At 63.9% G+C, this 22,224-nt stretch carries 24 protein-coding genes; 13 read left to right on the plus strand and 11 right to left on the minus strand.

Annotated features, from left to right (window positions below; all coding sequences use genetic code 11):
• Nucleotides 1-20 precede the first annotated feature (20 nt).
• The 3 genes from E0473_RS02435 to hrcA form a co-directional block, all read right to left on the minus strand.
• Complete coding sequence (locus E0473_RS02435; RefSeq protein WP_137679254.1) at nt 21-284, minus strand: YMGG-like glycine zipper-containing protein; 264 nt, start codon at nt 282-284, stop codon at nt 21-23.
• 132 nt (nt 285-416) lie between these two features.
• The gene (grpE, locus tag E0473_RS02440; RefSeq protein ID WP_137680026.1) at nt 417-992 is read right to left on the minus strand and encodes a nucleotide exchange factor GrpE; all 576 of its coding nucleotides are present in this window, start codon (nt 990-992) and stop codon (nt 417-419) included.
• Nucleotides 993-1,010: 18 nt separating this feature from the next.
• Nucleotides 1,011-2,054: a heat-inducible transcriptional repressor HrcA gene (gene hrcA, locus E0473_RS02445; protein ID WP_137679255.1), complete on the minus strand. Its 1,044-nt coding sequence runs from the start codon at nt 2,052-2,054 to the stop codon at nt 1,011-1,013.
• 64 nt (nt 2,055-2,118) lie between these two features.
• On the opposite strand from hrcA, the gene rph reads away from it, so the two are divergent.
• The 5 genes from rph (at nt 2,119) to E0473_RS02470 (ending at nt 6,034) form a co-directional block, all read left to right on the plus strand.
• Nucleotides 2,119-2,835 carry a ribonuclease PH gene (gene rph, locus E0473_RS02450; protein ID WP_137679256.1) on the plus strand — a complete coding sequence of 239 codons (717 nt, stop codon included), beginning with the start codon at nt 2,119-2,121 and terminating at the stop codon, nt 2,833-2,835.
• A gap of 83 nt (nt 2,836-2,918) precedes the next feature.
• Complete coding sequence (locus E0473_RS02455) at nt 2,919-3,353, plus strand: YcxB family protein (RefSeq protein WP_161981486.1); 435 nt, start codon at nt 2,919-2,921, stop codon at nt 3,351-3,353.
• Nucleotides 3,350-3,979, plus strand: a complete 630-nt coding sequence (gene rdgB / locus E0473_RS02460) for an RdgB/HAM1 family non-canonical purine NTP pyrophosphatase (protein WP_137679258.1) — start codon at nt 3,350-3,352, stop codon at nt 3,977-3,979. The genes E0473_RS02455 and rdgB overlap by 4 nt, the downstream gene beginning before the upstream one ends.
• A gap of 10 nt (nt 3,980-3,989) precedes the next feature.
• The gene (gene hemW, locus E0473_RS02465) at nt 3,990-5,141 is read left to right on the plus strand and encodes a radical SAM family heme chaperone HemW (RefSeq protein ID WP_137679259.1); all 1,152 of its coding nucleotides are present in this window, start codon (nt 3,990-3,992) and stop codon (nt 5,139-5,141) included.
• The gene (locus E0473_RS02470; RefSeq protein WP_137679260.1) at nt 5,138-6,034 is read left to right on the plus strand and encodes a tyrosine recombinase XerC; all 897 of its coding nucleotides are present in this window, start codon (nt 5,138-5,140) and stop codon (nt 6,032-6,034) included. Before hemW ends, E0473_RS02470 begins: the two co-directional genes overlap by 4 nt.
• On the opposite strand, the gene E0473_RS02475 is transcribed toward E0473_RS02470, so the two are convergent.
• The 4 genes from E0473_RS02475 to rsmI all read right to left on the minus strand — a co-directional run bounded on the left by E0473_RS02475 (nt 6,031) and on the right by rsmI (nt 9,003).
• Nucleotides 6,031-6,636 carry a DedA family protein gene (locus tag E0473_RS02475; RefSeq protein WP_137679261.1) on the minus strand — a complete coding sequence of 202 codons (606 nt, stop codon included), beginning with the start codon at nt 6,634-6,636 and terminating at the stop codon, nt 6,031-6,033. The two genes, E0473_RS02470 and E0473_RS02475, sit on opposite strands and share 4 nt — an antisense overlap.
• 32 nt (nt 6,637-6,668) lie before the next feature.
• Nucleotides 6,669-7,634 (minus strand): glutathione synthase, encoded by a 966-nt coding sequence (gene gshB / locus E0473_RS02480; RefSeq protein ID WP_137679262.1) that lies wholly within the window; start codon nt 7,632-7,634, stop codon nt 6,669-6,671.
• 143 nt (nt 7,635-7,777) lie between these two features.
• Nucleotides 7,778-8,128 (minus strand): YraN family protein, encoded by a 351-nt coding sequence (locus tag E0473_RS02485; RefSeq protein ID WP_137679263.1) that lies wholly within the window; start codon nt 8,126-8,128, stop codon nt 7,778-7,780.
• Nucleotides 8,125-9,003 (minus strand): 16S rRNA (cytidine(1402)-2'-O)-methyltransferase, encoded by an 879-nt coding sequence (gene rsmI, locus E0473_RS02490; RefSeq protein ID WP_137679264.1) that lies wholly within the window; start codon nt 9,001-9,003, stop codon nt 8,125-8,127. The genes E0473_RS02485 and rsmI overlap by 4 nt, the downstream gene beginning before the upstream one ends.
• 63 nt (nt 9,004-9,066) lie before the next feature.
• Between rsmI and E0473_RS02495 the strand changes: the two genes are divergently transcribed.
• From E0473_RS02495 to E0473_RS02505, 3 genes are all read left to right on the plus strand, one after another.
• Entirely contained in the window at nt 9,067-10,191 is a 1,125-nt protein-coding gene (locus tag E0473_RS02495) for a penicillin-binding protein activator (RefSeq protein ID WP_241657299.1), read from the plus strand.
• A gap of 62 nt (nt 10,192-10,253) precedes the next feature.
• On the plus strand, nt 10,254-12,260 hold the full coding sequence (gene parE, locus E0473_RS02500) for a DNA topoisomerase IV subunit B (protein WP_137679266.1): 2,007 nt from the start codon (nt 10,254-10,256) through the stop codon (nt 12,258-12,260).
• Nucleotides 12,261-12,274: 14 nt separating this feature from the next.
• Entirely contained in the window at nt 12,275-13,126 is an 852-nt protein-coding gene (locus E0473_RS02505) for a DUF817 domain-containing protein (RefSeq protein ID WP_137679267.1), read from the plus strand.
• Here the strand turns inward: E0473_RS02505 and E0473_RS02510 are convergent.
• The 3 genes from E0473_RS02510 to E0473_RS02520 are packed head-to-tail and all read right to left on the minus strand — an operon-like array spanning nt 13,123 to nt 15,570.
• Nucleotides 13,123-13,848: a glutathione S-transferase family protein gene (locus tag E0473_RS02510; protein WP_137679268.1), complete on the minus strand. Its 726-nt coding sequence runs from the start codon at nt 13,846-13,848 to the stop codon at nt 13,123-13,125. The two genes, E0473_RS02505 and E0473_RS02510, sit on opposite strands and share 4 nt — an antisense overlap.
• 28 nt (nt 13,849-13,876) lie before the next feature.
• Complete coding sequence (locus tag E0473_RS02515) at nt 13,877-15,076, minus strand: exo-beta-N-acetylmuramidase NamZ family protein (RefSeq protein ID WP_137679269.1); 1,200 nt, start codon at nt 15,074-15,076, stop codon at nt 13,877-13,879.
• Nucleotides 15,073-15,570, minus strand: coding sequence for a DOMON-like domain-containing protein (locus E0473_RS02520; RefSeq protein ID WP_241657300.1), 498 nt, complete (start codon nt 15,568-15,570; stop codon nt 15,073-15,075). The genes E0473_RS02515 and E0473_RS02520 overlap by 4 nt, the downstream gene beginning before the upstream one ends.
• A gap of 95 nt (nt 15,571-15,665) precedes the next feature.
• On the opposite strand from E0473_RS02520, the gene tyrS reads away from it, so the two are divergent.
• The 5 genes from tyrS (at nt 15,666) to E0473_RS02545 (ending at nt 20,334) form a co-directional block, all read left to right on the plus strand.
• Nucleotides 15,666-16,904 carry a tyrosine--tRNA ligase gene (gene tyrS, locus E0473_RS02525; protein ID WP_137679271.1) on the plus strand — a complete coding sequence of 413 codons (1,239 nt, stop codon included), beginning with the start codon at nt 15,666-15,668 and terminating at the stop codon, nt 16,902-16,904.
• A gap of 62 nt (nt 16,905-16,966) precedes the next feature.
• Nucleotides 16,967-17,308, plus strand: coding sequence for a PilZ domain-containing protein (locus E0473_RS02530; RefSeq protein WP_137679272.1), 342 nt, complete (start codon nt 16,967-16,969; stop codon nt 17,306-17,308).
• Between the two features lie 92 nt (nt 17,309-17,400).
• The gene (locus E0473_RS02535; RefSeq protein ID WP_137679273.1) at nt 17,401-18,666 is read left to right on the plus strand and encodes an MFS transporter; all 1,266 of its coding nucleotides are present in this window, start codon (nt 17,401-17,403) and stop codon (nt 18,664-18,666) included.
• 39 nt (nt 18,667-18,705) lie between these two features.
• Entirely contained in the window at nt 18,706-19,626 is a 921-nt protein-coding gene (cysK, locus tag E0473_RS02540) for a cysteine synthase A (RefSeq protein ID WP_137679274.1), read from the plus strand.
• 12 nt (nt 19,627-19,638) lie between these two features.
• Nucleotides 19,639-20,334: a dienelactone hydrolase family protein gene (locus E0473_RS02545; protein ID WP_137679275.1), complete on the plus strand. Its 696-nt coding sequence runs from the start codon at nt 19,639-19,641 to the stop codon at nt 20,332-20,334.
• Nucleotides 20,335-20,432: 98 nt separating this feature from the next.
• Here the strand turns inward: E0473_RS02545 and E0473_RS02550 are convergent, their stop codons facing one another.
• Complete coding sequence (locus tag E0473_RS02550; RefSeq protein WP_137679276.1) at nt 20,433-22,211, minus strand: acyl-CoA dehydrogenase C-terminal domain-containing protein; 1,779 nt, start codon at nt 22,209-22,211, stop codon at nt 20,433-20,435.
• Nucleotides 22,212-22,224: the final 13 nt, after the last annotated feature.

The raw sequence follows: 22,224 nt of genomic DNA on the forward strand, positions 1-22,224 counted from the left end.
GCGCCGGGCCTCCGATAAGCTTAGTTGCAACGCACCTCGTATTCGCGACCACGCGAATCCACCCGGTAGCACTTGCCGTCCTTCTTGATTAGCGAACCACCTGCGGCACCAGCGGCAGCACCGATGGCTGCGCCCGTAGCCACATCGCCGCCGGTGGCGGCACCGATTCCGGCACCCGCAGCAGCGCCAGCCAGGCCGCCCTCAACTGCATAGTTATCCGCACAAGCCGCCAAAGACAGCGATGCGACGATGGCAGCCGAGAATGTTGCGATCCGATTTTTCATGTGGTCCTCCGATGGGTAACTGTGAATTACCTACGGAAAGGCCGATCAAAGGTTCCGCCCGCCAAATCGGCACAGCGCGATCCGCGCACGATTCCTCGCCAATAGCGAAGCACCGTGCGGCGAAGGTCGGCGTCAGTCGGCCTTCTTGGCCACGCCGACCATGGCCGGGCGCAGCAGACGATCCTTGATCATGTAGCCAGCCTGCATTTCCTGCACGATCGTGCCCGGTTCGGCATGGCTCGGCACTTCCATCATCGCCTGATGCTGGTTCGGGTCAAGCGGCATACCCATCGCGGCAATGCGCGTGATGCCATGCTGGCTGAACACCTTGTCCAGCTCGCGCTGGGTGGCTTCAATTCCGGCGACAAGCCCTTTGAACTTGTCGTCCTCGCGCAGTTCTCCGGGCACCGACTGGATTGCGCGGGCGAGGTTGTCGGCCACCGATAGGATGTCGCGGGCAAAGCCGCTGGCGGCATAGTTGCGCGCGTCGGCGACGTCTTTCTCCAGCCGGCGGCGCACATTCTGCGTATCCGCGCGGGAATAGAGGACATCCTGCTTGGCTGTCTCAAGCTCGGCTTCGAGCTGGGCGATCTTCTGCGCGGCGGTATCTTCGCCGGAAGCGTCCTCGTCATTGTCGAGCAGCTCTTCGGGAACCCCTGCCAGTTCCTTTTCGGCGGCTTCGTCGCGAGGTTCGTTTGTGTTTTCCATCACCGTTTTATCGTCCAATTATCCAAGTCTTCGGCCCAGCGAGCGGGCGGTAAAGTCCACCATGGGAACCACTCTCGCGTAATTCAACCGCGTCGGCCCGATCACGCCGAGCACGCCGACCACCTTGCCCTCGCTGTTGCGATAGGGTGCGGCAATGACAGAAGACCCCGACAGAGAAAAGAGCCGGTTCTCCGCACCGATGAATATACGTGCCGATTCGGCCTCTCGCGCGCTGTCGAGAAGCTGCGCCACCTGCTGCTTGTTTTCGAGGTCGTCGATCAGCGAGCGAACGCGCTCGATATCGGTCAGCGCGCTCTCGTCGAGCAGCTTGGCCTGCCCGCGCACGATCAGCACCGGTCGCGCGGCGGCATCCTCGCTCCACACCGCCAGCCCCGCCTCGACCAGCCGTTGCCCCGCCTCGTCAAGCGCACTGCGACCCGATGCGATTTCCGCCCGCATATCGCGCGATGCCTCGGCCAAAGTGCGTCCGGCCAACCGTGCAGTGACATAGTTGGTCGCCTGCTGAAGGTCGCCCGTGGACACGCCTTGTGGCAATTCCAGAACGCGATTTTCGACGTGGCCGTCGGTACCGACCAGCACCACCAGCGCGCGCCTTTCATCGAGAGGAACAAGGCTGATCTGCGCGATCCGGCTTTCGCGCTGCGGCACCATCACCATGCCCGCTGCGCCGGAAAGATTGGAGAGTAGCGCGCTGGTCGCCTCCAGCGCCTGTTCGATCGGGCCGGGTTCGCGCATCTGCTGCTCGATCACCGCGCGCTCTTCCGGCGAAGGCTCAGCCATCTGCATGATGCCGTCGACGAACAGGCGCAAGCCCTGCTCGGTTGGCAGGCGCCCGGCGCTGGTGTGCGGAGCGGCCAGCAGGCCGAGCTGTTCAAGATCGCTGAGTACCGAGCGGATCGAAGCCGGTGACAGGTCGATTGCGCCCGATCCGGCCAGCGCTTTCGAACCGACCGGCTGCCCGCTTTCGAGATAGCCCTCGACCACGAGCCGGAAGATGTCGCGCGCGCGGGTGGTCAGTTCGGTGATCGGCGGAGAAACCATGACAGTGTCTTATCTAGTCGCTAGGGCCCGCACATCCAAATCGTGATTCCAAGCGGAGAAATTCATGCGACCTTCCGGCCGTGCGCCTGACGAAATGCGCGCCATCACCATTGAAAGCGGCTTCACCCGCCACGCCGAGGGCTCTGTGCTGATCGGCTTCGGCGATACTAAAGTGATCTGCACCGCCAGCGTCGAAAAATCGCTGCCGCCGTGGCTGCGCGGCAAAGGCGAAGGCTGGGTCACTGGCGAATATTCGATGCTCCCCCGCGCCACCCACACGCGTGGCAGCCGCGAGGCCGCACGCGGCAAGCAGTCAGGCCGCACGCAGGAAATTCAGCGCCTGATCGGTCGCTCATTGCGCGCCGTGGTCGACATGAAGAAGCTCGGCGAACGCCAGATCACGCTCGATTGCGACGTGATTCAGGCCGATGGCGGAACCCGCACAGCCTCGATTTCGGGCGCCTGGGTGGCCATGCGCATGGCAGTCGACAAACTGATGGAAGCGGGCGAGATCAAGGAAGACCCGATCACCGGCAAGATCGCTGCCGTCTCCTGCGGGATTTATGAAGGCACCCCGGTGCTCGATCTCGACTACGACGAGGACTCGAGCGCGGATGCCGACGCTAACTTCGTGCTGATCGAAGGCGGCCGCATCGCAGAGGTGCAGGCCACCGCCGAAGGCGCGACTTATGACGAGGAGGCTCTCATGCGCCTGCTGCGCCTCGCGCAGATGGGCTGCAGCGAGATCTTCAAGGCGCAGGATAAGGCGACGGGTCGTTGAATCAATTGTGCGGCGAGATGCAGATTCTGGAAAGCGACTATTTGGCTTTCCAGCGACTGTATATTCGTCGCAATATCCGGCGAATGGCCATATTCGTGGGCGTGGTTTTGCCAGGCATCGGGGTGCTCCGGCTGACCGGTGTCCTGTCCGGCCCGGTCGCTTTGGGCGCTGCCGGTGGAGCGGTGGCGGGCTGGTTGCTCATCTGGGCCCTATGGCACTTTGTCACCATGCCATACCACGTGCGCAAGGTTTACCGCGAAAGCGCTGCCTTGCGTGAAAGGACGACCATCGCATGCGATGATGAGGCGATCACTTTCACGCAAGAAAGCGGCAACTGGCGGCTTAAATGGTGCGAAGCCGCGCGCTGGGACGAGGCTGAGACGATCTTCGCCGTGTTCCCCAACCGGGCGATGGCACATATCCTGCCCAAACGCGATCTTTCGTCCGAGATAATCGACTTTGTCCGCGAGCGGCTCATCGTCTCGGGGCTCACGCAACCATGGAAGCTCAGGAAATGACCCGGAAACTCGGCGGCGGAAAGCTTGTTATTGCCACCCATAACGCAGGCAAGCTGAAGGAAATTTCGGCTCTGCTCGCGCCCTATGGGCTGGAGTGCATCTCGGCTGGCGCGCTCGGCCTGCCAGAGCCGGCGGAGACGGGCACCACCTTCATCGAAAACGCGCTGATCAAGGCCGAGGCCGCCGCCAAGGCCTCTGGCCTGCCCGCATTGGCGGACGATAGCGGAATGTCGGTCGCGGCGCTGGATGGCAAGCCGGGGGTTTATACTGCCGACTGGGCGCAAAGGCAGTGGTTCGAGGGTGAACCAGGGCGCGACTGGTATATGGCGATGGGCAAGGTCGAGGGCTGCTTGCAAGCGCTCGGGCCAGACACGCCGCGCGATGCGTGGTTCTCCTGTGTGCTCGCCATCGCCTGGCCCGAGGGTGAAAACACCGTGTACGAAGGCCGTGTGGATGGCGCGCTGACATGGCCTCCGCGCGGCGAAATGGGCTTTGGCTACGACCCGGTGTTCGTGCCAAGCGGCAGCGCGCTGACCTTCGCCGAGATCCCGCCGGAGGAAAAGCACAAGGTCAGCCACCGCGCCGATGCCTTCGCCAAGCTGGTCGCGGACCAGTTCGGCAGCTAAAAGGCTGCGCATGGCGCGCGCACTTTACATTCACTGGCCTTTCTGCCTCGCCAAGTGCCCCTATTGCGACTTCAACTCGCATGTGCGCGATAGCGTGGACGTGGAGCTTTGGCGCAAGGCCCTGCTCGCCGACATGCGCCACGAGGCTGAGCTTGCTGGTGGCGATAAACTCACCTCGATCTTCTTCGGTGGCGGCACACCCTCGTTGATGCCGCCCACACTGGTGGCAGCTCTGCTGGATGAGGCCGAGCGGCTTTGGGGCTTTGCCGACAACATCGAGATCACTCTGGAGGCCAACCCCTCGTCGGTCGAGGCGGAGAAATTTGCCGGCATCGCCGCTGCGGGTGTGAACCGCGCCTCGCTTGGTCTGCAAGCGCTCGACGACCGGATGCTGCGCTTCCTTGGACGGCTGCACAATGTAGCGGAAAGTCTCGAGGCGCTCGCCATCGCGCAGAGAGTATTCGACCGGGTATCGTTCGATTTGATCTATGCCCGCCCCGAACACACACTCACCTTCTGGCGCGAGGAGCTGGCAAAAGCGCTCACCTTCGGCACCACGCATATGTCGCTGTACCAACTGACCATCGAGCCGGGCACGCGGTTTGAAAGCATGGTCCGGCGCGGCGAGTTCACTCCGCTTGACGACGACCACGCCGCGGACCTCTTCGCCTTCACGCAAGAGGCTATGCGCGGCGCGGGTCTGCCCGCCTACGAGATCAGCAACCACGCCCGACCCGGCGAGGAGAGCCGCCACAACCTCACCTATTGGCGCTATCGCGACTATGTCGGGATCGGCCCCGGTGCGCACGGACGGCGCGGCGGCTTTGCCACCACCCGCCACAAGAAGCCCGAAAACTGGCTCGCCGCCATCGAGCGCAACGGCCACGGCACGCAGGAAGAGCGCGCGCTCGGCGTCAGTGAGCAGGCGAGCGAGGCGCTCTTGATGGGGCTGCGGCTGGCCGAGGGAGTGGACTTGGCAACCCTCACCGCGCGGTTCGGCTTCGCGCCCGATGCGCTGGTCGATCCCGATGCGGTGGCGCGCTGCCGTAAGCTTGGTCTGCTGAGTCAGCACGGCGATCGGATCACCATTACGCCCGAAGGCATGGGCGTGCTCGACGCAGTGCTGGGCGAGATCGTATCGGCGGCGCTGGTCGCGGCATGACGCGGCACGACCTGCTCGAACAATGGCGCGACCATCTTGCGCTTGCCCGCCGCCGCTCACCGCATACGGTGCGCGCCTATGTCGCGGCGGCGGAGCGGTTGCTGCGCGATCGCGATGTCAAAGGTTGGGAGGATGTCGGAGCGCTGGAGGCGCGCGCGCTGCGCGCGCACCTCGCCGCGCGCCGGGCAGAGGGGATCGGCAATGCCTCGGCAGCGCGCGAGCTGTCGGCGCTCAAAGCGCTGATTGCCTTTGCCCGCGAACAGTCCGGCGGCGAACCCGGTGATGCCCCCCGTATGCGCGGGCCAAGGCTGAAGAAGGGTCTGCCCCGCCCCATCACGCCCGACGACGTTTCCAATATCGCCGATATGGTCGCCGCGGATGCGAAAGACGAATGGACCGGCCTGCGCGACGCGGCCGTGCTGCTGCTGATGTACGGCGCAGGGATGCGCATTGCCGAGGCGCTGTCGCTGACTGGGGACATGCTCCCGCTCGGTGAAACGGTGACGATCACCGGCAAGGGAGCGAAGCAGCGGTTGGTCCCGCTTCTGCCCGTAGTGCGAGATGCTGTGGACGCCTATGCCAAGGCCTGCCCCTACCCGCTCGCTGCAAAGGAGCCGTTGTTTCGCGGGGCGAAGGGCGGTCCGCTGTCGCAGGGCATGGTCCAGAAGGCCATGGCGCGGGCGCGCAAGGCATTGGGTCTGCCCGCCAGCGCCACGCCCCATGCACTTCGCCATTCGTTCGCGACGCACCTGCTCAGCGCTGGAGCGGACCTGCGCAGCCTGCAAGAGTTGCTCGGCCACGCCAGCCTCGGCTCAACGCAGATTTATACGCGAGTCGATGCGGCGCAGATGCTGGAAACCTACCGTGCCGCCCATCCAAGGGAACGCGATTAACGCTCTGCGCGCGGTTTCCAGGTCAGCACACGGTACACATACCCAACCAGCATAACCGCGATGCAGCCCAGCAGAATATAGCCGAGCCATTCCTGCGAATCGGCCAGCCAGTGCCCAAGCCACTCGCCGCCCTTGATCAGCAGCGCGTTCCACACAAGCGAGCCGGCGAAGGTGAAGACGGCAAACTTCCACTTCGGCATATGCGCGAGGCCGGCGGGCAGCGAGATGATCGTGCGCAGGAATGGCGAGAAGCGCAGGACGAAAACCACCCAATGGCCATGCTTCTTGAAATAGGATTGCGCCTTCTCGACGTCCTCCCACTCCATCGTCAGCCAACGGCCCCAGCGCTCCACAAAAGGTTCAAGCCGATTTCGCGCGAAGGTTTCGCCGATCCAGAACCAGAACCAGTTGCCCGCTAAGGTGCCCGCCGTGCCGATGAGCAGCAGCGGCCAGAACTCCATCGTCCCGCGCTGCACCAGCACCCCGCCCACGCCCATGATCACCTCGGAAGGGACAGGGGGCACAATGTTCTCAAGCGCCATCAGCAGGAAGATGCCGAGATAGCCTCCCTGCTCGATTGCCCGGATGATGATTTCTGCCATGGCTCAGCAATGCGCGAGAGGCGCGGAAGTTCTCAGGCCTGCCCCTGCATCTCCGCGTGGCGACGTTCGAGCGCGTCCCAGATGCGGCCAGCCGTGTCAGTGCCGTTGAACTTGTCGATGGCGACGATGCCGGTCGGACTGGTGACGTTGATCTCGGTGAGATATTCGCCGCCGATCACGTCGATCCCGACGAACACGAGGCCGCGCCGTTTCAGCTCCGGCCCCATCGCGGCGCAGATTTCTTCCTCGCGCGCGGTCAGCCCGGTCGCCTCGGCGGAGCCGCCCTGCGCGAGGTTGCTGCGGAACTCGCCCTCGCCCGGCTTGCGGTTGATCGCGCCGGCATATTCGCCGTCGACCAGCACGATGCGTTTGTCGCCCTGCGCCACGCTGGGGAGGAACGGCTGGACCATATGCGGCTCGGGCCAGGTCTGGTTGAACACCTCGAACAGCGCGGAAAGATTGGTGCCCTCGGCGTCGAGCTTGAAGATTGCCTTTCCGCCGTTGCCGTGCAGCGGCTTCACCACCACAGAGCCATGCCTGCCCATAAAGGCCCGCACATCTTCAAGCTGGCGGGTGACCAGCGTTGGCGGCATGAAGCGCGCATAGTCGAGCACGAACATTTTTTCGGGCGCGTTGATCACCTCGCGCGGGTCGTTCGAAACGAGCGTCTGGCCCTTAAGCCGATCGAGCAGCAGCGCGGCACTGATATAGCCGAGATGAAACGGCGGATCCTGCCGCATCAGGATTACGTCGATATCTTCGGCGAGATCGAGGCGGCGCTTTTCGCCTTTCTCAAAGTGGTTGCCCACCTCATTGCGCAGCGTCACCGGGTGGCCCCAGGCGATGATCCGCCCTTCGTCGTAGCCAAGCGTGGCCACATCGTAATGAAACACCTCGTGCCCGCGCGCCTGCGCCGAGAGCATCAGCGCAAAGCTCGAATCGCCGGCGATGTTGATTGTTTCGAGCGGGTCCATCTGGACGGCTACACGCAAGGACATGACTTTACTCCGGCTTCATTTCCAGCGCCGCTCATGCAGAGCCTGTCGAAGAATGCCCACGACATCGGCCCCATGGCTGGGTTAAGGTGGCGCCTATCCTTCGGCAAGCTCAGGATGAGCGGGTGGGTTCGACCGGACCGCCCTCAAGGCATCCAGGCGTTGACGATGTGGCGAGGCTCAGCGCCCGGTGCAAGGAGGATAACGTCGATCCGGATGTCTTCGCCGCCGCTGGCATAGTCATGCGCAACCGCCTCCACAGCCGCCGCGACCCGCGCGAGACGGCGCTCGTCGATAGCAAGGTCGAGATCGGCCACGGTGCGCCGAAACTTCACCTCAGCGAAGACGACCACTCCAGGCGCGCGGGCAACGAGATCGATCTCGCCCACCTTCACCTTCACCCGGCGCGCGAGGATTTCGTATCCCTCCGCCTCAAGAAACTGCGCCGCCTCATCCTCGGCCTTGCGGCCGCGCGCCTCTGCCAGCTGGCGCTTCATGCGCCTTTCAATTCAATGGCACGGGCGTACAGCGCCTTGCGGTCGAGCCCGGTAGCCTTCGCCACCTCGCCCGCCGCGCGCGAGGGTTTCTCGGTCTTCAAAAGCTCGCGCAGCATGGTGTCGGCGTCGTCGGCGCTCGGTTCGACTTCGACCGGCGGGCCGACCAGCAACACAATCTCGCCCTTGGGCGGGTGCGCCTCGAAATGGGCGAGGACCTCTTCGGCGCTCCCGCGCTGGCATTCCTCATAGAATTTGGTCAATTCGCGCGCGACGGCCACTTCGCGCCCCGGCAGGGTCTCGGCAATCGCGGCGAGACTTTTCCCCAGTCGCGGCGCGGTCTCGAAGAAAATCAGCGTGGTCTGCACCGGGGCCAGCTCTGCCAGCACTTCGCCGCGCGCCTTGTCCTTCGCTGGCAGGAACCCTGCGAACAGAAACCGGTCGTTCGGCATACCCGACAGCGCCAGCGCGGTGAGCGGCGCGCTCGGCCCCGGCACCACCGTCACGGGCACCCCTGCCGCCCTCGCATCCTCGACAAGACGGTAGCCCGGATCGGACACCAGCGGCATCCCCGCGTCCGACACCAGCGCCACAGACCCTGCGCGCATCCGCTCGATTAGTCCGGCCCGCGTGCCCGCCTCGCTATGGTCATCATAGCGCCACATCTTCTTCGCAATACCGAGGTGGTTCAACAACTTGCCGGTAATTCGCGTATCCTCGCAGGCAATCAGCTCGCACGCGGTCAGCACGCGGATGGCGCGCAAAGTAATGTCGCCAAGATTGCCAATCGGGGTGGCGACAATATACAGCCCCGCAGCTAAAGCATCGGGTTTATCACTTATCGCGTCTGTCACAGAGTCGATCACAGGCGCGGTCATGACCAGAATTGGCGGAGACGACAAGCAATGTTTGGGTATTTGAAGCGCAGTCTTGCGGTGGCCATGGCTACGCTCACACTGGCGGCCTGTCAGGTGATCCCGGGCGGCGGGCCGGTCGATACCGCTCCGCCGGTCGATGGCCCGAACGCCGGTCTGCCCGATGCAGAAGCCCTGCCCGACGACGAAGCGCGCAACCGCGTGGCTCTGCTGGTGCCGCTGTCAGGTGCCAACGGCGAAGTCGGCCAGTCGATTGCCAATGCCACCACCATGGCCCTGCTCGATACCAGCGCCGACGGCCTGCGCATCACCACCTATGACACCGCCGGCGGAGCCGAAGCTGCCGCCCGCCGCGCGCTGGCCGATGGCAACAAGCTGATCCTCGGCCCGCTGCTGCGCGACAATGTCGGTGCGGTGCTGGCGCTGGCGCGTCCGGCCAGTGTGCCTCTGATTACCTTTTCGAACGACCTCTCAGTCGCCCGGCCCGACGTGTTCGTGATGGGCCACGCGCCAGAACAGTCGGTGGAGCGATCCGCCAACTTCGCCATCGACCAGGGCGCTCGCAACTTCGCCGCTCTTGTGCCAGCGGGTGAATATGGCGACCGGGTGCTGGCCGCGTTGCGCCTTACGCTCGAATCGCGCAATGCCCGGCTCGTGGCGCTCGAACGGTTCGACCGCGGCAACCGCTCGATCATCAGCGCGGCGGGCCGCCTGCGTGAGCGCGGCAGCTACGACACCGTGTTGATCGGCGATGGCGCGCGCCTCGCGATCATGGCCGCAGGCGAGCTGAAAGATGTTGGCGAGGCCCTGCCCTCGCTGATCGGCACCGAACTGTGGGCGGGCGAAATCGACCTCACGCAAGACGCGGAAATGCGCGGCGCATGGTTCTCCGCCGTGCCCGACGAGCGCTATCGCCAGTTCGCGCAAAGCTACGAGAGCCGCTTCGGCGCGCAGCCCTATCGCATCTCCACGCTCGGCTACGATGCGGTGCTGCTGTCGCTGCGCATCGCGCGCGATTGGCAACCCGGCACTCGCTTCCCCACGGAGCGTCTGACCGACGAAGGCGGCTTCATCGGTCTCGATGGCGCGTTCCGCTTCCTCGGCACCGGCTCGGGTGAGCGGGCGATGGAAGTGCGCCAGGTCGGCAATGGCACCTTCTCGGTCGCCGATCCCGCCCCCACGCGCTTCTGAAGTCGGAAAACTGCCCTAAGCCGCTTGTGGCCGGGAATCGTCAGGCCCTATAGTCCGCTCTTATGAGCGACAACCTGTTCGACAATGCCCCGGCCACCGGCGGCGACTACGATTCCTCCTCCATCGAGGTGCTGGAGGGGCTGGAGCCTGTACGCCGCCGCCCCGGCATGTATATCGGCGGCACCGACGACCGCGCGCTGCATCACCTCGCCGCAGAGGTGCTCGACAACTCAATGGACGAGGCCGTGGCCGGTCACGCCAACCGCATCGAGATGGTGTTGGAAGAAGGCCCGCCCGGCACCGCCGGCAAGCTCACCATCACCGACAACGGGCGCGGGATGCCGATCGACGAGCACCCCAAATTCCCCGGCAAGTCGACGCTGGAGGTGATCCTCACTACGCTGCACTCGGGCGGCAAGTTCTCGGGCAAGGCCTATGCCACCTCGGGCGGCCTGCACGGCGTCGGCGTCTCGGTGGTCAATGCCCTTTCGGTGCTCACACGCGTGGAAGTAGCGCGCAACCGCGAGGTCCATGCGCAGGAGTTTTCGAAGGGCGTGCCGCAGGGCCCCATCGCCAAGATCGGCGATACGCCCAACCGGCGCGGTACTTCGGTCACCTTCATTCCCGACCCCGAGATTTTCGGCGAACGCAAGTTCTCCGCCAAGCGCCTGTTCAAGCTGGCCCGGTCGAAGGCTTATCTGTTCGCGGGCGTCGAAATCCGCTGGAAATGCGCAGACGCGCTGACAAACGACGATGTTCCGGCTGAGGCCGTGTTCCAGTTCCCCGGTGGCCTTGCCGATCACCTCAAGGAAGAGGTGGGCACTCGCGAATGCGTGACCACCGATTTCTTCGCCGGCAACCAGGACTTTCCCGAGAACGAGGAAGGCGTGTCGCAAGGCCGCGTCGAATGGGCGATTGCCTGGCCCTTGTGGTCGGACGGTTCGACGAGCTGGTATTGCAACACCGTGCCCACCCCCGATGGCGGCACGCACGAGCAAGGCCTGCGCGCAGCGCTCACCAAGGGCCTGCGCGCGTTTGGCGAGCTGATCAGCCAGAAAAAGGCCAAGGACATCACCGCCGACGACGTGATGACCGGCTCGGAAATCATGCTCTCGGTGTTTATCCGCGACCCGCAGTTCCAGAGCCAGACCAAGGACCGCCTGACCTCGCCCGAAGCCGCGCGGCTGGTCGAGAACGCGGTGCGCGATCACTTCGACATGTTCCTGTCCGACAACATGGACCGGGGCCGCGCGCTGCTGGGCGCGGTGATGGAGCGGATGGACGAGCGCCTGCGCCGCAAGCAGGAACGCGAGATCAAGCGCAAGACGGCCACCAATGCGAAGAAGCTGCGTCTGCCCGGCAAGCTCACCGATTGTTCGGGCGACGGTGAAGGCGAGACCGAGCTGTTCATCGTCGAAGGCGACAGCGCGGGCGGCAGCGCCAAGCAGGCGCGCAACCGCAAGACGCAGGCGATCCTGCCGATCCGCGGCAAGATTTTGAACGTCGCCAGCGCCAGCGCCGACAAGATCCGCGCCAACTCCGAAATCGCCGATCTCGCGCTGGCACTCGGCTGCGGCACGCGCAAGGACTGCGACCCCGAACAGCTGCGCTACGACCGGATCATCATCATGACCGACGCCGATGTCGACGGCGCGCATATTGCCACCTTGCTGATGACGTTCTTCTTTCAGGAGATGCCCGAGCTGGTGCGGCGCGGCCACCTCTACCTCGCCCAGCCGCCCCTCTATCGCCTGACCGCGAACAAGCAGAGCATCTATGCTCATGACGACGAGCACCGCCTGGAAATCGAGAACGGGCCGTTCAAGGGCAAGAAGGTCGAGGTGAGCCGCTTCAAGGGTCTGGGCGAGATGAATCCCGGCCAATTGCGCGAAACGACGATGGCCCCGGAGACGCGCAGCCTCGTGCGGATCACGCTGCCCGAGCAGAACGAACAGCGCTTCGCGGTGAAGGAACTGGTCGACCAGCTGATGGGCCGCAACCCGGAGCACCGCTTCAACTTCATCCAGAACCGCGCGGGCGAGATTGATCGCGAGATGATCGACGCCTGATCCTTCCGCGCGCGATGACCACGCCATTGCGACACACCCGGTTCGCGCAGGTTCGCGCGCAGCTCGAACAATTCGCGCCTCCACCCGGCCCCGCCAGCTGGCTCTATGAATTCGCGCTGTTCGGATTCAAGCAGGCCTGGGCCTGCCTGTTCGGCGGGCTTATCCTGGCGCTGCTGCTGACGACACACCTGTTCTACCCTGACGACGCGGCGCTAAACCGCTACGACTTCCTCACCATTGCCGCACTGGCGATCCAGCTTGCGATGCTGGCATTGCGGCTGGAAACACTCGATGAGGCGAAGGTCATCCTCGCCTTTCACGTGATTGGCACGGCAATTGAGGTGTTCAAGACCGCCGCCGGGTCATGGGTCTATCCCGAGGCGGCGCTGCTGCGGGTCGGCGGGGTGCCGCTGTTCTCAGGGTTTATGTACGCCTCGGTCGGCAGCTATATCGCCCGCGTTTGGCGCATCTTCGACTTCCGCTTTTCCGCCTACCCGCGCGCACGGCTAACCTGGCTCCTGGCGGTCGCGATTTACGTCAACTTCTTCGCACACCACTATCTGCCCGATATGCGCTATCTGCTGTTCGCGGCCATCGCGGTGCTGTTCTGGCGCACGCGGATCTACTTCACCTGCTGGCGCGAACCGCGTTGGATGCCGCTGCTGGTCGGCTGGCTGCTCGTGGCGCTGTTCATCTGGTTCGCCGAGAACATGGCCACCTTCGCCAATGCATGGACCTACCCCGACCAGCACGACGGCTGGCAGATGGTCAGCCCGGCCAAGCTGGGGAGTTGGTATCTGCTGATGTATATCAGCTTCGTGCTGGTGACGCTGGTAGCGAAACCCCGCCCGCTGAAGGACGGCTAGAACTCCCTTGGCACCTCCGCGAAAACCTGCTTCACCGCAGGCCGCGCGTTGATCTGCTCGATCCAGCGGACGAGGTGCGGAGTATCGTCCTTGTTCACCAGCTCGGCAAAACCGAACTGCATCCCGTTCGCGATCGAGAAGTTGCAGATGTCGGCCAGCGAATACGTCCCGCCTGCCAGCCACTCGTGATCGGCAAGGTGATCGTCGAGCTTGCGCACCGACACACCGATCTTCCGCATTTCCTCGTCAAGCATCTCCTGCGGAAAACCCTCGCGCGCGCGGCGCCACTTCAGCTGCTGTTCGGGCACCGGGATACGGGCGACTACCTCGTCGAATTCGGCGTCCGACAGCTTCTCCACCATTTTGCTGACGTGCCGCGACCAGCCGATGGTCGACACGCACCAGCAGAAATATTCATCGACCCACTTGGTCCAGATCCGCATCTGCGCGCGGTCGAAATGGTCGTCGGGGCGCAGCTTCAGCGCGGTGGGGTGCGCGTCTTCGAGATATTCGCAGATCACCGTGCTTTCGGTGACGATCCTGCCGCCATCATCAAGCGCAGGCACCTGCCCGCGCGGGTTGATCGCCTTGTACCATTCTTCGTGATGCTCGAACTTCGCCGGATTGAGCAGCTTGTGCTCGAACTCCAGCCTTTTCTCATAGAGCGCAAGCATCGGTTTGAGCGAATTGGCCCCGGGCCCGAAGCTATAATAGGTCAGCATGATCTCTCTCCCTCATGCGGTGATCGTATCAGTAGAGCATTATGCCCCGCACGTCCTCGCGCCATTGCGCTTCGTCAATCGCGGCGAGCCGTTCGAGGTCGCCCGCTTCGGACGCCGCATCGTCGACCCATTCGCGCAAGGCCGGGCCGCCGTTGATCACATCGATAGCGAGCCGCTCCAGCTCGTATTCATAGGGGAAATCGCGCCAGATTTCGTAATCGGGATAGAGCCGCCGGATCGCCTTGAAGGCCAGCGCCTGCAAGCGCCAAGGGCGGAAGGCCTGATGGTCGTAGAACCGACCCTCGGCGTGGATCATCAGCCCGTGGCACAGCTCGCCCACGTGCTTGTGGAATGTCGGGGTGAACCAGCACTCGCGCAAAGCGCAACCCGCCCGCCACTCGGGCGCGAACGCGCGCATTTCGGCCAGCACGGCCTTGGCGTCGACATCGGGCGCGCCGAACAACACTTCGAGCGGGCGCGTGGTGCCCCGCCCCTCGGAGAGCGTCGCGCCCTCGATCATCACCGTTCCGGCATAGGCTCGGGCCATGTTGAGGCTCGCGGCATTGGGGCTCGGGTTGATCCAGATGCGATCCTTCGGCCAGCCGTAGCCCGGCGCGGCGTCCGGCTCCCAGCCTTCCATCGCGATCACGCGGTAGTCCACATCGAGATCGAAGTGGCGCACGAACCAGTGCCCCATCTCGCCCATGGTCAGCCCGTGCCGCATCGGCATCGGCGCTGCACCGACGAAGCTCTCCTGCCCCGGCGCGAGCAGCGTTCCCTCGACCGGACGGCCCGCCGGATTGGGCCGGTCAAGCACCCACACGCTCTTGTCCGACTTCGCCGCCTCTTCGAGAAGATAGAGCAGCGTAGTGACAAAGGTGTAAATACGGCAGCCGAGGTCCTGCAAGTCGAACAGGAACACGTCAGCCGTGTCCATCATCGCCGCGGTGGGCCGCCGCACCTCGCCATAGAGGCTGAACACGGGGATGCCGAGGACGGGGTCGATCTCGTCCTCGGTCTCCACCATGTTGTCCTGCTTGTCGCCCTTCAGCCCGTGTTGCGGGCCGAAGGCGCTGGTCACATTCACCCCCGCCGCAATCAGCGCATCGAGGCTGTGGGTGAGGTCAGCGGTGACACTGGCCGGGTGCGCAACAAGCGAGACACGCTTGCCTTCCAGCGGAGCGCGCAGCGCAGCGTCGGCGAGGAGGCGGTCGATACCGAAAGTCATGCAGCGCGGGTTCGCGCAAACTCCGCCGTGAAGCAAGCAGGATCGTGAAAGTCGGGCTGCTCGGAATTGCCGTGTGCAAGCGCCCAGTAACTCTTCACCCCGCCCTGCTCCTCGATCACGGCGGCAAAACCCATCGAACAAGGCGGATCGGGCATCTGCGCGCGCGGCAGTTCGGCATCGAAGATCGCCATCGCCGTGCCCATCCGCATGGTGCAGGTCGGCTCGCGTTCGAACCGGCGCTCGGTCATCCCTTCGCGCACACCGGTGAAGTCGTAGGCCGCCCAGCGCTCGGACGGCGAGAGGTTAAATTCCGAATAGCCGCTCGCGCCATCGGGCTGCATAAACAGCTCAAAGCAGGTGCTCTGCCACAGGTTGTCGGCCCTGCCCTTGCCGGCAAATGGCGGGACGATCATCTTCGACACCCCGTCGACACGCCAGCGGACCCTCAGCCAGTTATCGCTGGCAGAGATCATCCGGGCTTCGACACGGGCCACGGCAAGAGGGGGATGCGAGGGGTGGGAAACAAGTTGGTACGTTTGCAAGCAGGGGTCCTCGTGCTAAGCGCCGTCACCGCCAAAACGAGGGAACGATGACGAGCTACAAATCCGATTTGCTGCGCGTGCTAGACGAACGCGGCTATGTCCACCAGATGACGGATGCAGCGGGACTGGACGCCCTTGCCGCGCGCCAAGTCGTTCCCGGCTACATCGGTTTTGATGCCACCGCCCCCTCGCTGCACATTGGCAGCCTCGTGCAGATCATGATGCTGCGCCGTTTGCAGCAGACCGGCCACAAGCCGATCGTGCTGATGGGCGGCGGAACTACGCGCATCGGAGACCCAACCGGGCGCGACGAAAGCCGCAAGATGCTGTCGAACGAGACCATCGAAGCCAATATCCGCGGCATCTTCACCGTGTTCGACAAGCTGCTGACTTTCGGTGACGGGCCGACCGATGCGGTGATGGTCAACAATCAGGACTGGCTCGGCCAGCTCGGCTATATCGAGCTGCTGCAGGAAGTGGGCACGCACTTCACCGTCAACCGGATGCTTACCTTCGATTCGGTCAAGCTGCGGCTCGAACGCGAGCAGCCGATGACCTTCCTCGAATTCAACTACATGATCCTACAAGGCTATGATTTCCGCCATCTCTCGCGAGAAATGGACGTGCGATTGCAGATGGGCGGCTCCGACCAGTGGGGCAATATCGTCAATGGCATGGAGCTGGGACGCCGCATGGACGGGGCCGAGCTGTTCGGGCTTACCACTCCGCTGCTGACTACGGCGGACGGGGCGAAGATGGGCAAGACCGCGGCCGGTGCTGTCTGGCTGAATGAAGATCAGCTGCCCGCCTACGATTTCTGGCAATACTGGCGCAATGTCGACGATCGCGACGTGGGCAAGTTTCTGCGCCTGTTCACCGATCTTCCGCTTGACGAAGTGGCCCGGCTCGAAGCGCTCGGAGGCAGCGAAATCAACGATGCCAAGGTGGTTCTCGCCGATGAGGTGACGAAGCTGGTGCGCGGCGAGGATGCAGCGAAAACCGCCCGTGCCACCGCCGAGCAAACCTTCGCCGGAGGCGGCATGGGTGCAGACCTGCCCAGCCTCGACCTGCCTGCCGAGGGGATGCGCGTGGGCGCGGTGCTGACCGCGCTCGGGTTCACCGCATCGGGCGGCGAGGCCAAGCGCAAGATCGCTGAAAACGCTGTGAAGCTGAACGATGTGGTGCTGTCCGACCCCGGTCAGCTGATCGCTCTGCAACCAGGAGCGGAGGCGCGCCTTAGCCTTGGCAAAAAGCGCCACGCGATACTTCGCGGTGGTGGCGATTAAGACTTTCTCCAACATTGTCTGCGAAAACCGGTTCCAGCTGCAACAATGAAGGGAATCGCATCATGGCATCTGGCGCACAGCTGAGTGCCACCGATATGCGTCGCTCGACGCGGCACCCAGTGAGCTATTCGCTGGTTGCCGAGTCCCTTCGTGAAGGCGAACTCAAGCTCCATATTGCCAATATTTCGTCCCACGGTTTCATGATCGATGAGGGCGCAAGCGACGTCGCACGCGGCGATCGCCTGATCGTGCGCCTGCCGGTGATCGGGCGGATCGAGGCCTATTGCATCTGGTGCAAGGACAACCGCGCCGGATTCCAGTTCGAGCGACTCATCCGTTTGGATGATTTCTCTAAGCTGATCAAGGAATTGCAGCCCAACCCCGCTCTGCGCAGGCGCGTGTGAAATCATGCCGCGCGCGGCTGCGAAGATAAGCTGTCAGTCCGCATAAAGCGATTGTCTTGGCAAGGTCTTCGCGCCCTGCCATTGCGCTCTGTGTGAGCACCGCAACCGCCATCCCCAACCACCCGTTTCGCATCCACAACTATCGCGTGTTCTGGGCCGCGCGCCTGTGCATGACGCTGTCGCAATATTCGATGATGCTGATCATCGGCTGGCAAACCTACAATATCGCCCGTGCCGATGGGATGAGCGTGGGCGATGCATCGGGCCAGCTAGCGATGATCGGCCTGCTCCAGTTCGTGCCGCTGTTCGTGCTCACGCCTTTTTCTGGCCTCGCCGCCGACCGATTCGATCGGCGCAGCCTGGCGCGGATCACCGTGGGCCTGCAGTTGCTCTGCGCTGTGGCGCTCGCTTTTGCGACCTATCGCGGCCATATCGAGCTGTGGATCATCTTCACCGTGGCCGTGCTGCTGGGTGTGGCACGTGCCTTTTCCGGACCGGCGCTGTCGTCGCTCGCGCCCAATCTGGTTCCCAAACAAATCCTGCCCAACGCCATCGCGCTCTCGTCGATCAGCTGGCAGAGCGGGATGATCATCGGCCCAGCGCTGGGCGGCTATCTCTATGTGTCGGGAGAATGGATACCCTATGCCGCCTCGGCAGGGCTGTTCGTGCTCACCATTCTGCTGCTGTCGCTGATCGGCAAGGTGCCGCAACCGGCGCGCTCGACCGGGCGACCGCTCCAGCAGGTGCGCGAAGGGCTGGCCTATGTCGTCCACAACAAGATGGTGCTCGGCTCGATCACGCTGGACCTGTTCGCGGTATTCTTGGCGGGCGCAACCGCGCTGTTTCCGGTGTTTGCGCGCGACATTCTGCAAGTTGGCTCGCGCGGACTATCGCAGCTGGCTATGGCGCCCGCCATCGGCGCGGCAATCGTTGCGCTGTGGTTTTCCTTTCGCCCGCTCAAGAACAACGTCGGCCTCAAGATGCTGCTCGCGGTGGCGGCCTTTGGCGGGGCGACCATCGTTTTCGGCCTCTCACGCTGGATGCCGCTGAGCCTTGCCATGCTGGTGATCGTGGGCGCTGCCGACATGTTCAGCGTCTATATCCGCCAGTCGCTGATTCAGCTTCATACACCGGATGAAAAGCGCGGCCGCGTTTCGGCCGTATCGCAGATGACTATCTCTGCCTCCAACGAGTTCGGCGATTTCTTTTCCGGCAGCCTCGCCTTCCTGATCGGCCCCGTAGCCGCAGTGGTGGTCGGCGGCGCCGGGGCCATTGCCACCGTTGCGGCATGGACCAAACTGTTCCCGGTTCTGCGCAACACGAAGACCTTCGATCCGCCGCGCGATCTGCTAGACTGATCGTGACTCGCGCAAAGCAATAGCTGAGAGGAAAAGCGCATGAAATTCGACAACGTCCTGGGCGCCATTGGCAACACCCCGCACATCCGCCTGTCTCGCCTGTTCCCCGACCATGAGGTATGGATCAAGAGCGAGCGCGGCAATCCGGGCGGTTCGATCAAGGATCGCATTGCGCTTGCTATGATCGAAGCCGCCGAAGAGTCCGGCGCATTGAAGCCCGGCGGCACCATCATCGAGCCGACCAGCGGCAACACCGGCGTCGGCCTGGCCATGGTCGCGGCGGTCAAGGGCTACAAGCTGGTGCTGGTCATGCCCGAGAGCATGAGCATCGAGCGTCGCCGTCTGATGCTCGCCTATGGCGCGAGCTTCGATCTTACGGCCAAGGAAAAGGGCATGAAGGGCGCTATCGCGCGCGCCGAGGAACTGGTTAGCGAAACAGATGGCGCGTGGATGCCGCAGCAGTTCGAGAACCCGGCCAACGTTTCGGTCCACGTCGAGACCACCGCCAAGGAAATCCTCGCCGACTTCGCCGATGCGCCGCCGCAGCTCATGATTACGGGCGTTGGCACGGGCGGCCACCTCACCGGCTGCGCCGAAGCGCTGAAGAAGCACTGGGCCGACCTCAAGGCCTTCGCCGTGGAACCGGAACTGTCGCCGGTTATCTCGGGCGGGCAGCCCGGTCCGCATCCGATTCAGGGCATTGGCGCGGGCTTCATCCCTGGCAACCTGCACACCCAGGCGATTGACGGGGTGATCAAGGTCGATGCCGAGGCGGCGAAGGAAATGGCGCGCCGCTCTGCTGCCGAGGAAGGGTTGCTGGTCGGCATCTCCTCCGGGGCCACGCTGGCGGCGATTGCGGAGAAACTGAAGGAATGCGAACCGGGCACCCGCGTGCTCGGCTTCAACTACGACACCGGCGAGCGCTACCTCTCTGTGCCCGACTTCCTGCCCACCGAATAGGAGCGTCGCCTTATGCTCGCCCCCATCTGTTTCAACGATGGAGACACCGCGCTGACCGGCCACGTAGCACGCCCGCAAGGCCGGGCACGCGCCGCCGTGCTGGTGCTGCCGACGATCATGAACATCACCCCGTCGGTCGAGACCAAGGCGCAGGCTTTGGCTGAGGCGGGCTATGTCGCCTTGGTGGCGGATTTCTACGGCCAGATGCCGGACGATTTTGCCGCCGCGCGGGATCTGGCGATGGAAGTGCGCAGCACGGTGGAGCTTTACCGCCAACGCCTGCGCGCCAATCTGCGCGCGCTCGTGCAGCTGCCCGAAGCTTCCGGTTCGCCCGTCGGTGCAATCGGGTTTTGCATGGGCGGTCAGGCCGCGCTGGAACTGGCTCGCGAAGGAGCACCGCTGTTCGCGGCGGTAAGCTTTCATGGCCTGCTCGGCACCGACCATCCGGCAGAAAAAGGCGACGTGCGCGCGCGCATTCTCGTCTGCCACGGCGATGCCGACCCGATGGTGCCACGCAGTCAGGTTATAGCGTTCTGGGAGGAAATGGACGAGGCCGGAGCCAACTGGCACTTTCATTCCTATTCGGGCGTGAAGCACGGTTTCACCAACCCCGCACCGACAGACAACCCGGCTACCGCCTACGATGAGAGCGCCGACCGCCAAAGCTGGGCGGCGATGCATTCGCTATTCGACGAGGTGCTGGGATAAAGAAACGCGTCGGCCCGCACTTGATGCGGGCCTGGGCTATTACCTGAGCGCCAAGGAAGCCCAGCCCCGTGTCGCGCACTGATCGACGAATTAAGAGGTTAGCTCCGCAAAAACTGCTCAGGCTCGATCGCCAGCATCGCCCCTGCGCCAGCCTTCACCCGATGGCGCAGCGCGGTGCAGAGCGGCAGCTGCTGTTCGGCATAGAACTCCGCGGTCACCAGCTTGGCCTTCAGGAAGCCCTCATCGCCCTCACCCGCAGCGAGTTTCGCCTGAGCGATCTTGGCTTGCTTCAGCCACATCCAGCCGATTGCGAGCACGCCTACCAGCTGCATCCAGGCGTAGGACGCGCCCGCCATGTCCTGCGGATTCGATGCGCCCTGCTCCACCAGCATCTTGGCCGCCGCCTCACCATGGTGGACGGCCTTGCCCAGCGGATCGGCGATGAACGACAGTTCGTCACCCGCCGCATCACAGTCGGCAGCTATCTGCGCGAGGAAGGCCATGGCCACCGCGCCGCCGTCTTTGGCCGTCTTGCGACCGGCAAGGTCTAGAGCCTGGACCCCGTTTGCACCTTCGTAGATCATGGCGATACGCGCATCGCGCACGATCTGCTCCATGCCCCATTCGGTGACGTAGCCGTGCCCGCCGTAAACCTGCTGCATGTTCACAGCGACCTCGAACCCGCGATCGGTGCCGAAGCCCTTCAACACCGGCGTCATGAACGAGACAATGGCATCGGCCTGCTTACGCTCTTCCTCGCTCTCGGCATGGTGTGCAAGGTCGAGGTGAAGCGCGGTCCATAGCACCAGTGCGCGGAAACCCTCGGCAAAGGCGCGCGCGTCCATCAGCATCCGGCGCACATCGGGGTGGACGATCAGACTATCGGCCGCAGCCGACTTGTCGCGCTCGGCCAACCCACGCCCCTGCTTGCGGTCAAGCGCGTAGGCCGCTGCCTTCTGATACGAGTTCTCGGCATGGCCGAGCCCCTGCGTGCCCACGCCCAGCCGCGCGGCATTCATCATGATGAACATCGCGGCCAGCCCCATGTTCTCCTCACCCAAAAGCCAGCCCTTAGCGCCGTCGAAATTCATCACGCAGGTGGCAGAGCCATGCAGGCCCATCTTGTGCTCGATCGAACCGCAGCTCACGCCGTTGCGCGAACCATCGTCGAGCAGCTTGGGCACCAGGAACAGCGAGATCCCGCGCGTTCCCACCGGCGCATCTGGCACGCGGGCCAGCACGAGGTGGATGATGTTGTCGGTCAGGTCATGCTCGCCGCCGGAGATAAACACTTTCTCGCCGGTGATGGTATAGCTGCCGTCTTCCTGCTTCTCGGCGCGGGTGCGCATCAGGCCAAGGTCGGTCCCGGCGTGGGCTTCTGTAAGCGCCATGGTGGCAAGCCATTCACCCGCAACCATCTTCGGCAGATAGGCGGCTTTCAACTCGTCGCTGCCTGCGCTGTTCACGGTCGCCACCGCGCCCTGCATAATGCCGGAGAACATCGTGAACCCGGCGCAGGCGCCGTTCATATATTCTTCGAACACCGAGTTGAGCACATGCGGCATACCCTGCCCGCCGAATTCCTCGGGCTGAGCTAGCGTGCCCCACCCCGCCTCGACCAGCGATTCGTAGGCTTCCTTGAAGCCATCAGGCGTAGTGACCGAGCCGTCCTCATGCCTGGTGCAGCCTTGTGCGTCGGCATTCTGGTTCAGCGGCGCGATGACCTCGGCGCAGAACTTGCCTGCCTCGCTCACCACCGCTTCCATCGTTTCCGCATCGACCAGCGAGAACGCTTCGATGCCGCGATATTTCTCGAATTCGAGCACGTCCTCGATCACGAACAGGGTATCGCGCACGGGCGGATAGTAAGGGGTCACTCAATTTCTCCGA

This window comes from Aurantiacibacter suaedae (genome assembly GCF_005434915.1).
GTDB lineage: Bacteria > Pseudomonadota > Alphaproteobacteria > Sphingomonadales > Sphingomonadaceae > Alteraurantiacibacter > Alteraurantiacibacter suaedae.

Bases quoted from the DNA above. Each gene is read 5' to 3' on its own strand.
- E0473_RS02435 (WP_137679254.1), bottom strand. From the start codon at position 284: ATGAAAAATCGGATCGCAACATTCTCGGCTGCCATCGTCGCATCGCTG.
- grpE (WP_137680026.1), bottom strand. From the start codon at position 992: ATGGAAAACACAAACGAACCTCGCGACGAAGCCGCCGAAAAGGAACTG.
- hrcA (WP_137679255.1), bottom strand. From the start codon at position 2,054: ATGGTTTCTCCGCCGATCACCGAACTGACCACCCGCGCGCGCGACATC.
- rph (WP_137679256.1), top strand. From the start codon at position 2,119: ATGCGACCTTCCGGCCGTGCGCCTGACGAAATGCGCGCCATCACCATT.
- E0473_RS02455 (WP_161981486.1), top strand. From the start codon at position 2,919: ATGGCCATATTCGTGGGCGTGGTTTTGCCAGGCATCGGGGTGCTCCGG.
- rdgB (WP_137679258.1), top strand. From the start codon at position 3,350: ATGACCCGGAAACTCGGCGGCGGAAAGCTTGTTATTGCCACCCATAAC.
- hemW (WP_137679259.1), top strand. From the start codon at position 3,990: ATGGCGCGCGCACTTTACATTCACTGGCCTTTCTGCCTCGCCAAGTGC.
- E0473_RS02470 (WP_137679260.1), top strand. From the start codon at position 5,138: ATGACGCGGCACGACCTGCTCGAACAATGGCGCGACCATCTTGCGCTT.
- E0473_RS02475 (WP_137679261.1), bottom strand. From the start codon at position 6,636: ATGGCAGAAATCATCATCCGGGCAATCGAGCAGGGAGGCTATCTCGGC.
- gshB (WP_137679262.1), bottom strand. From the start codon at position 7,634: ATGTCCTTGCGTGTAGCCGTCCAGATGGACCCGCTCGAAACAATCAAC.
- E0473_RS02485 (WP_137679263.1), bottom strand. From the start codon at position 8,128: ATGAAGCGCCAGCTGGCAGAGGCGCGCGGCCGCAAGGCCGAGGATGAG.
- rsmI (WP_137679264.1), bottom strand. From the start codon at position 9,003: ATGACCGCGCCTGTGATCGACTCTGTGACAGACGCGATAAGTGATAAA.
- E0473_RS02495 (WP_241657299.1), top strand. From the start codon at position 9,067: ATGGCTACGCTCACACTGGCGGCCTGTCAGGTGATCCCGGGCGGCGGG.
- parE (WP_137679266.1), top strand. From the start codon at position 10,254: ATGAGCGACAACCTGTTCGACAATGCCCCGGCCACCGGCGGCGACTAC.
- E0473_RS02505 (WP_137679267.1), top strand. From the start codon at position 12,275: ATGACCACGCCATTGCGACACACCCGGTTCGCGCAGGTTCGCGCGCAG.
- E0473_RS02510 (WP_137679268.1), bottom strand. From the start codon at position 13,848: ATGCTGACCTATTATAGCTTCGGGCCCGGGGCCAATTCGCTCAAACCG.
- E0473_RS02515 (WP_137679269.1), bottom strand. From the start codon at position 15,076: ATGACTTTCGGTATCGACCGCCTCCTCGCCGACGCTGCGCTGCGCGCT.
- tyrS (WP_137679271.1), top strand. From the start codon at position 15,666: ATGACGAGCTACAAATCCGATTTGCTGCGCGTGCTAGACGAACGCGGC.
- E0473_RS02530 (WP_137679272.1), top strand. From the start codon at position 16,967: ATGGCATCTGGCGCACAGCTGAGTGCCACCGATATGCGTCGCTCGACG.
- cysK (WP_137679274.1), top strand. From the start codon at position 18,706: ATGAAATTCGACAACGTCCTGGGCGCCATTGGCAACACCCCGCACATC.
- E0473_RS02545 (WP_137679275.1), top strand. From the start codon at position 19,639: ATGCTCGCCCCCATCTGTTTCAACGATGGAGACACCGCGCTGACCGGC.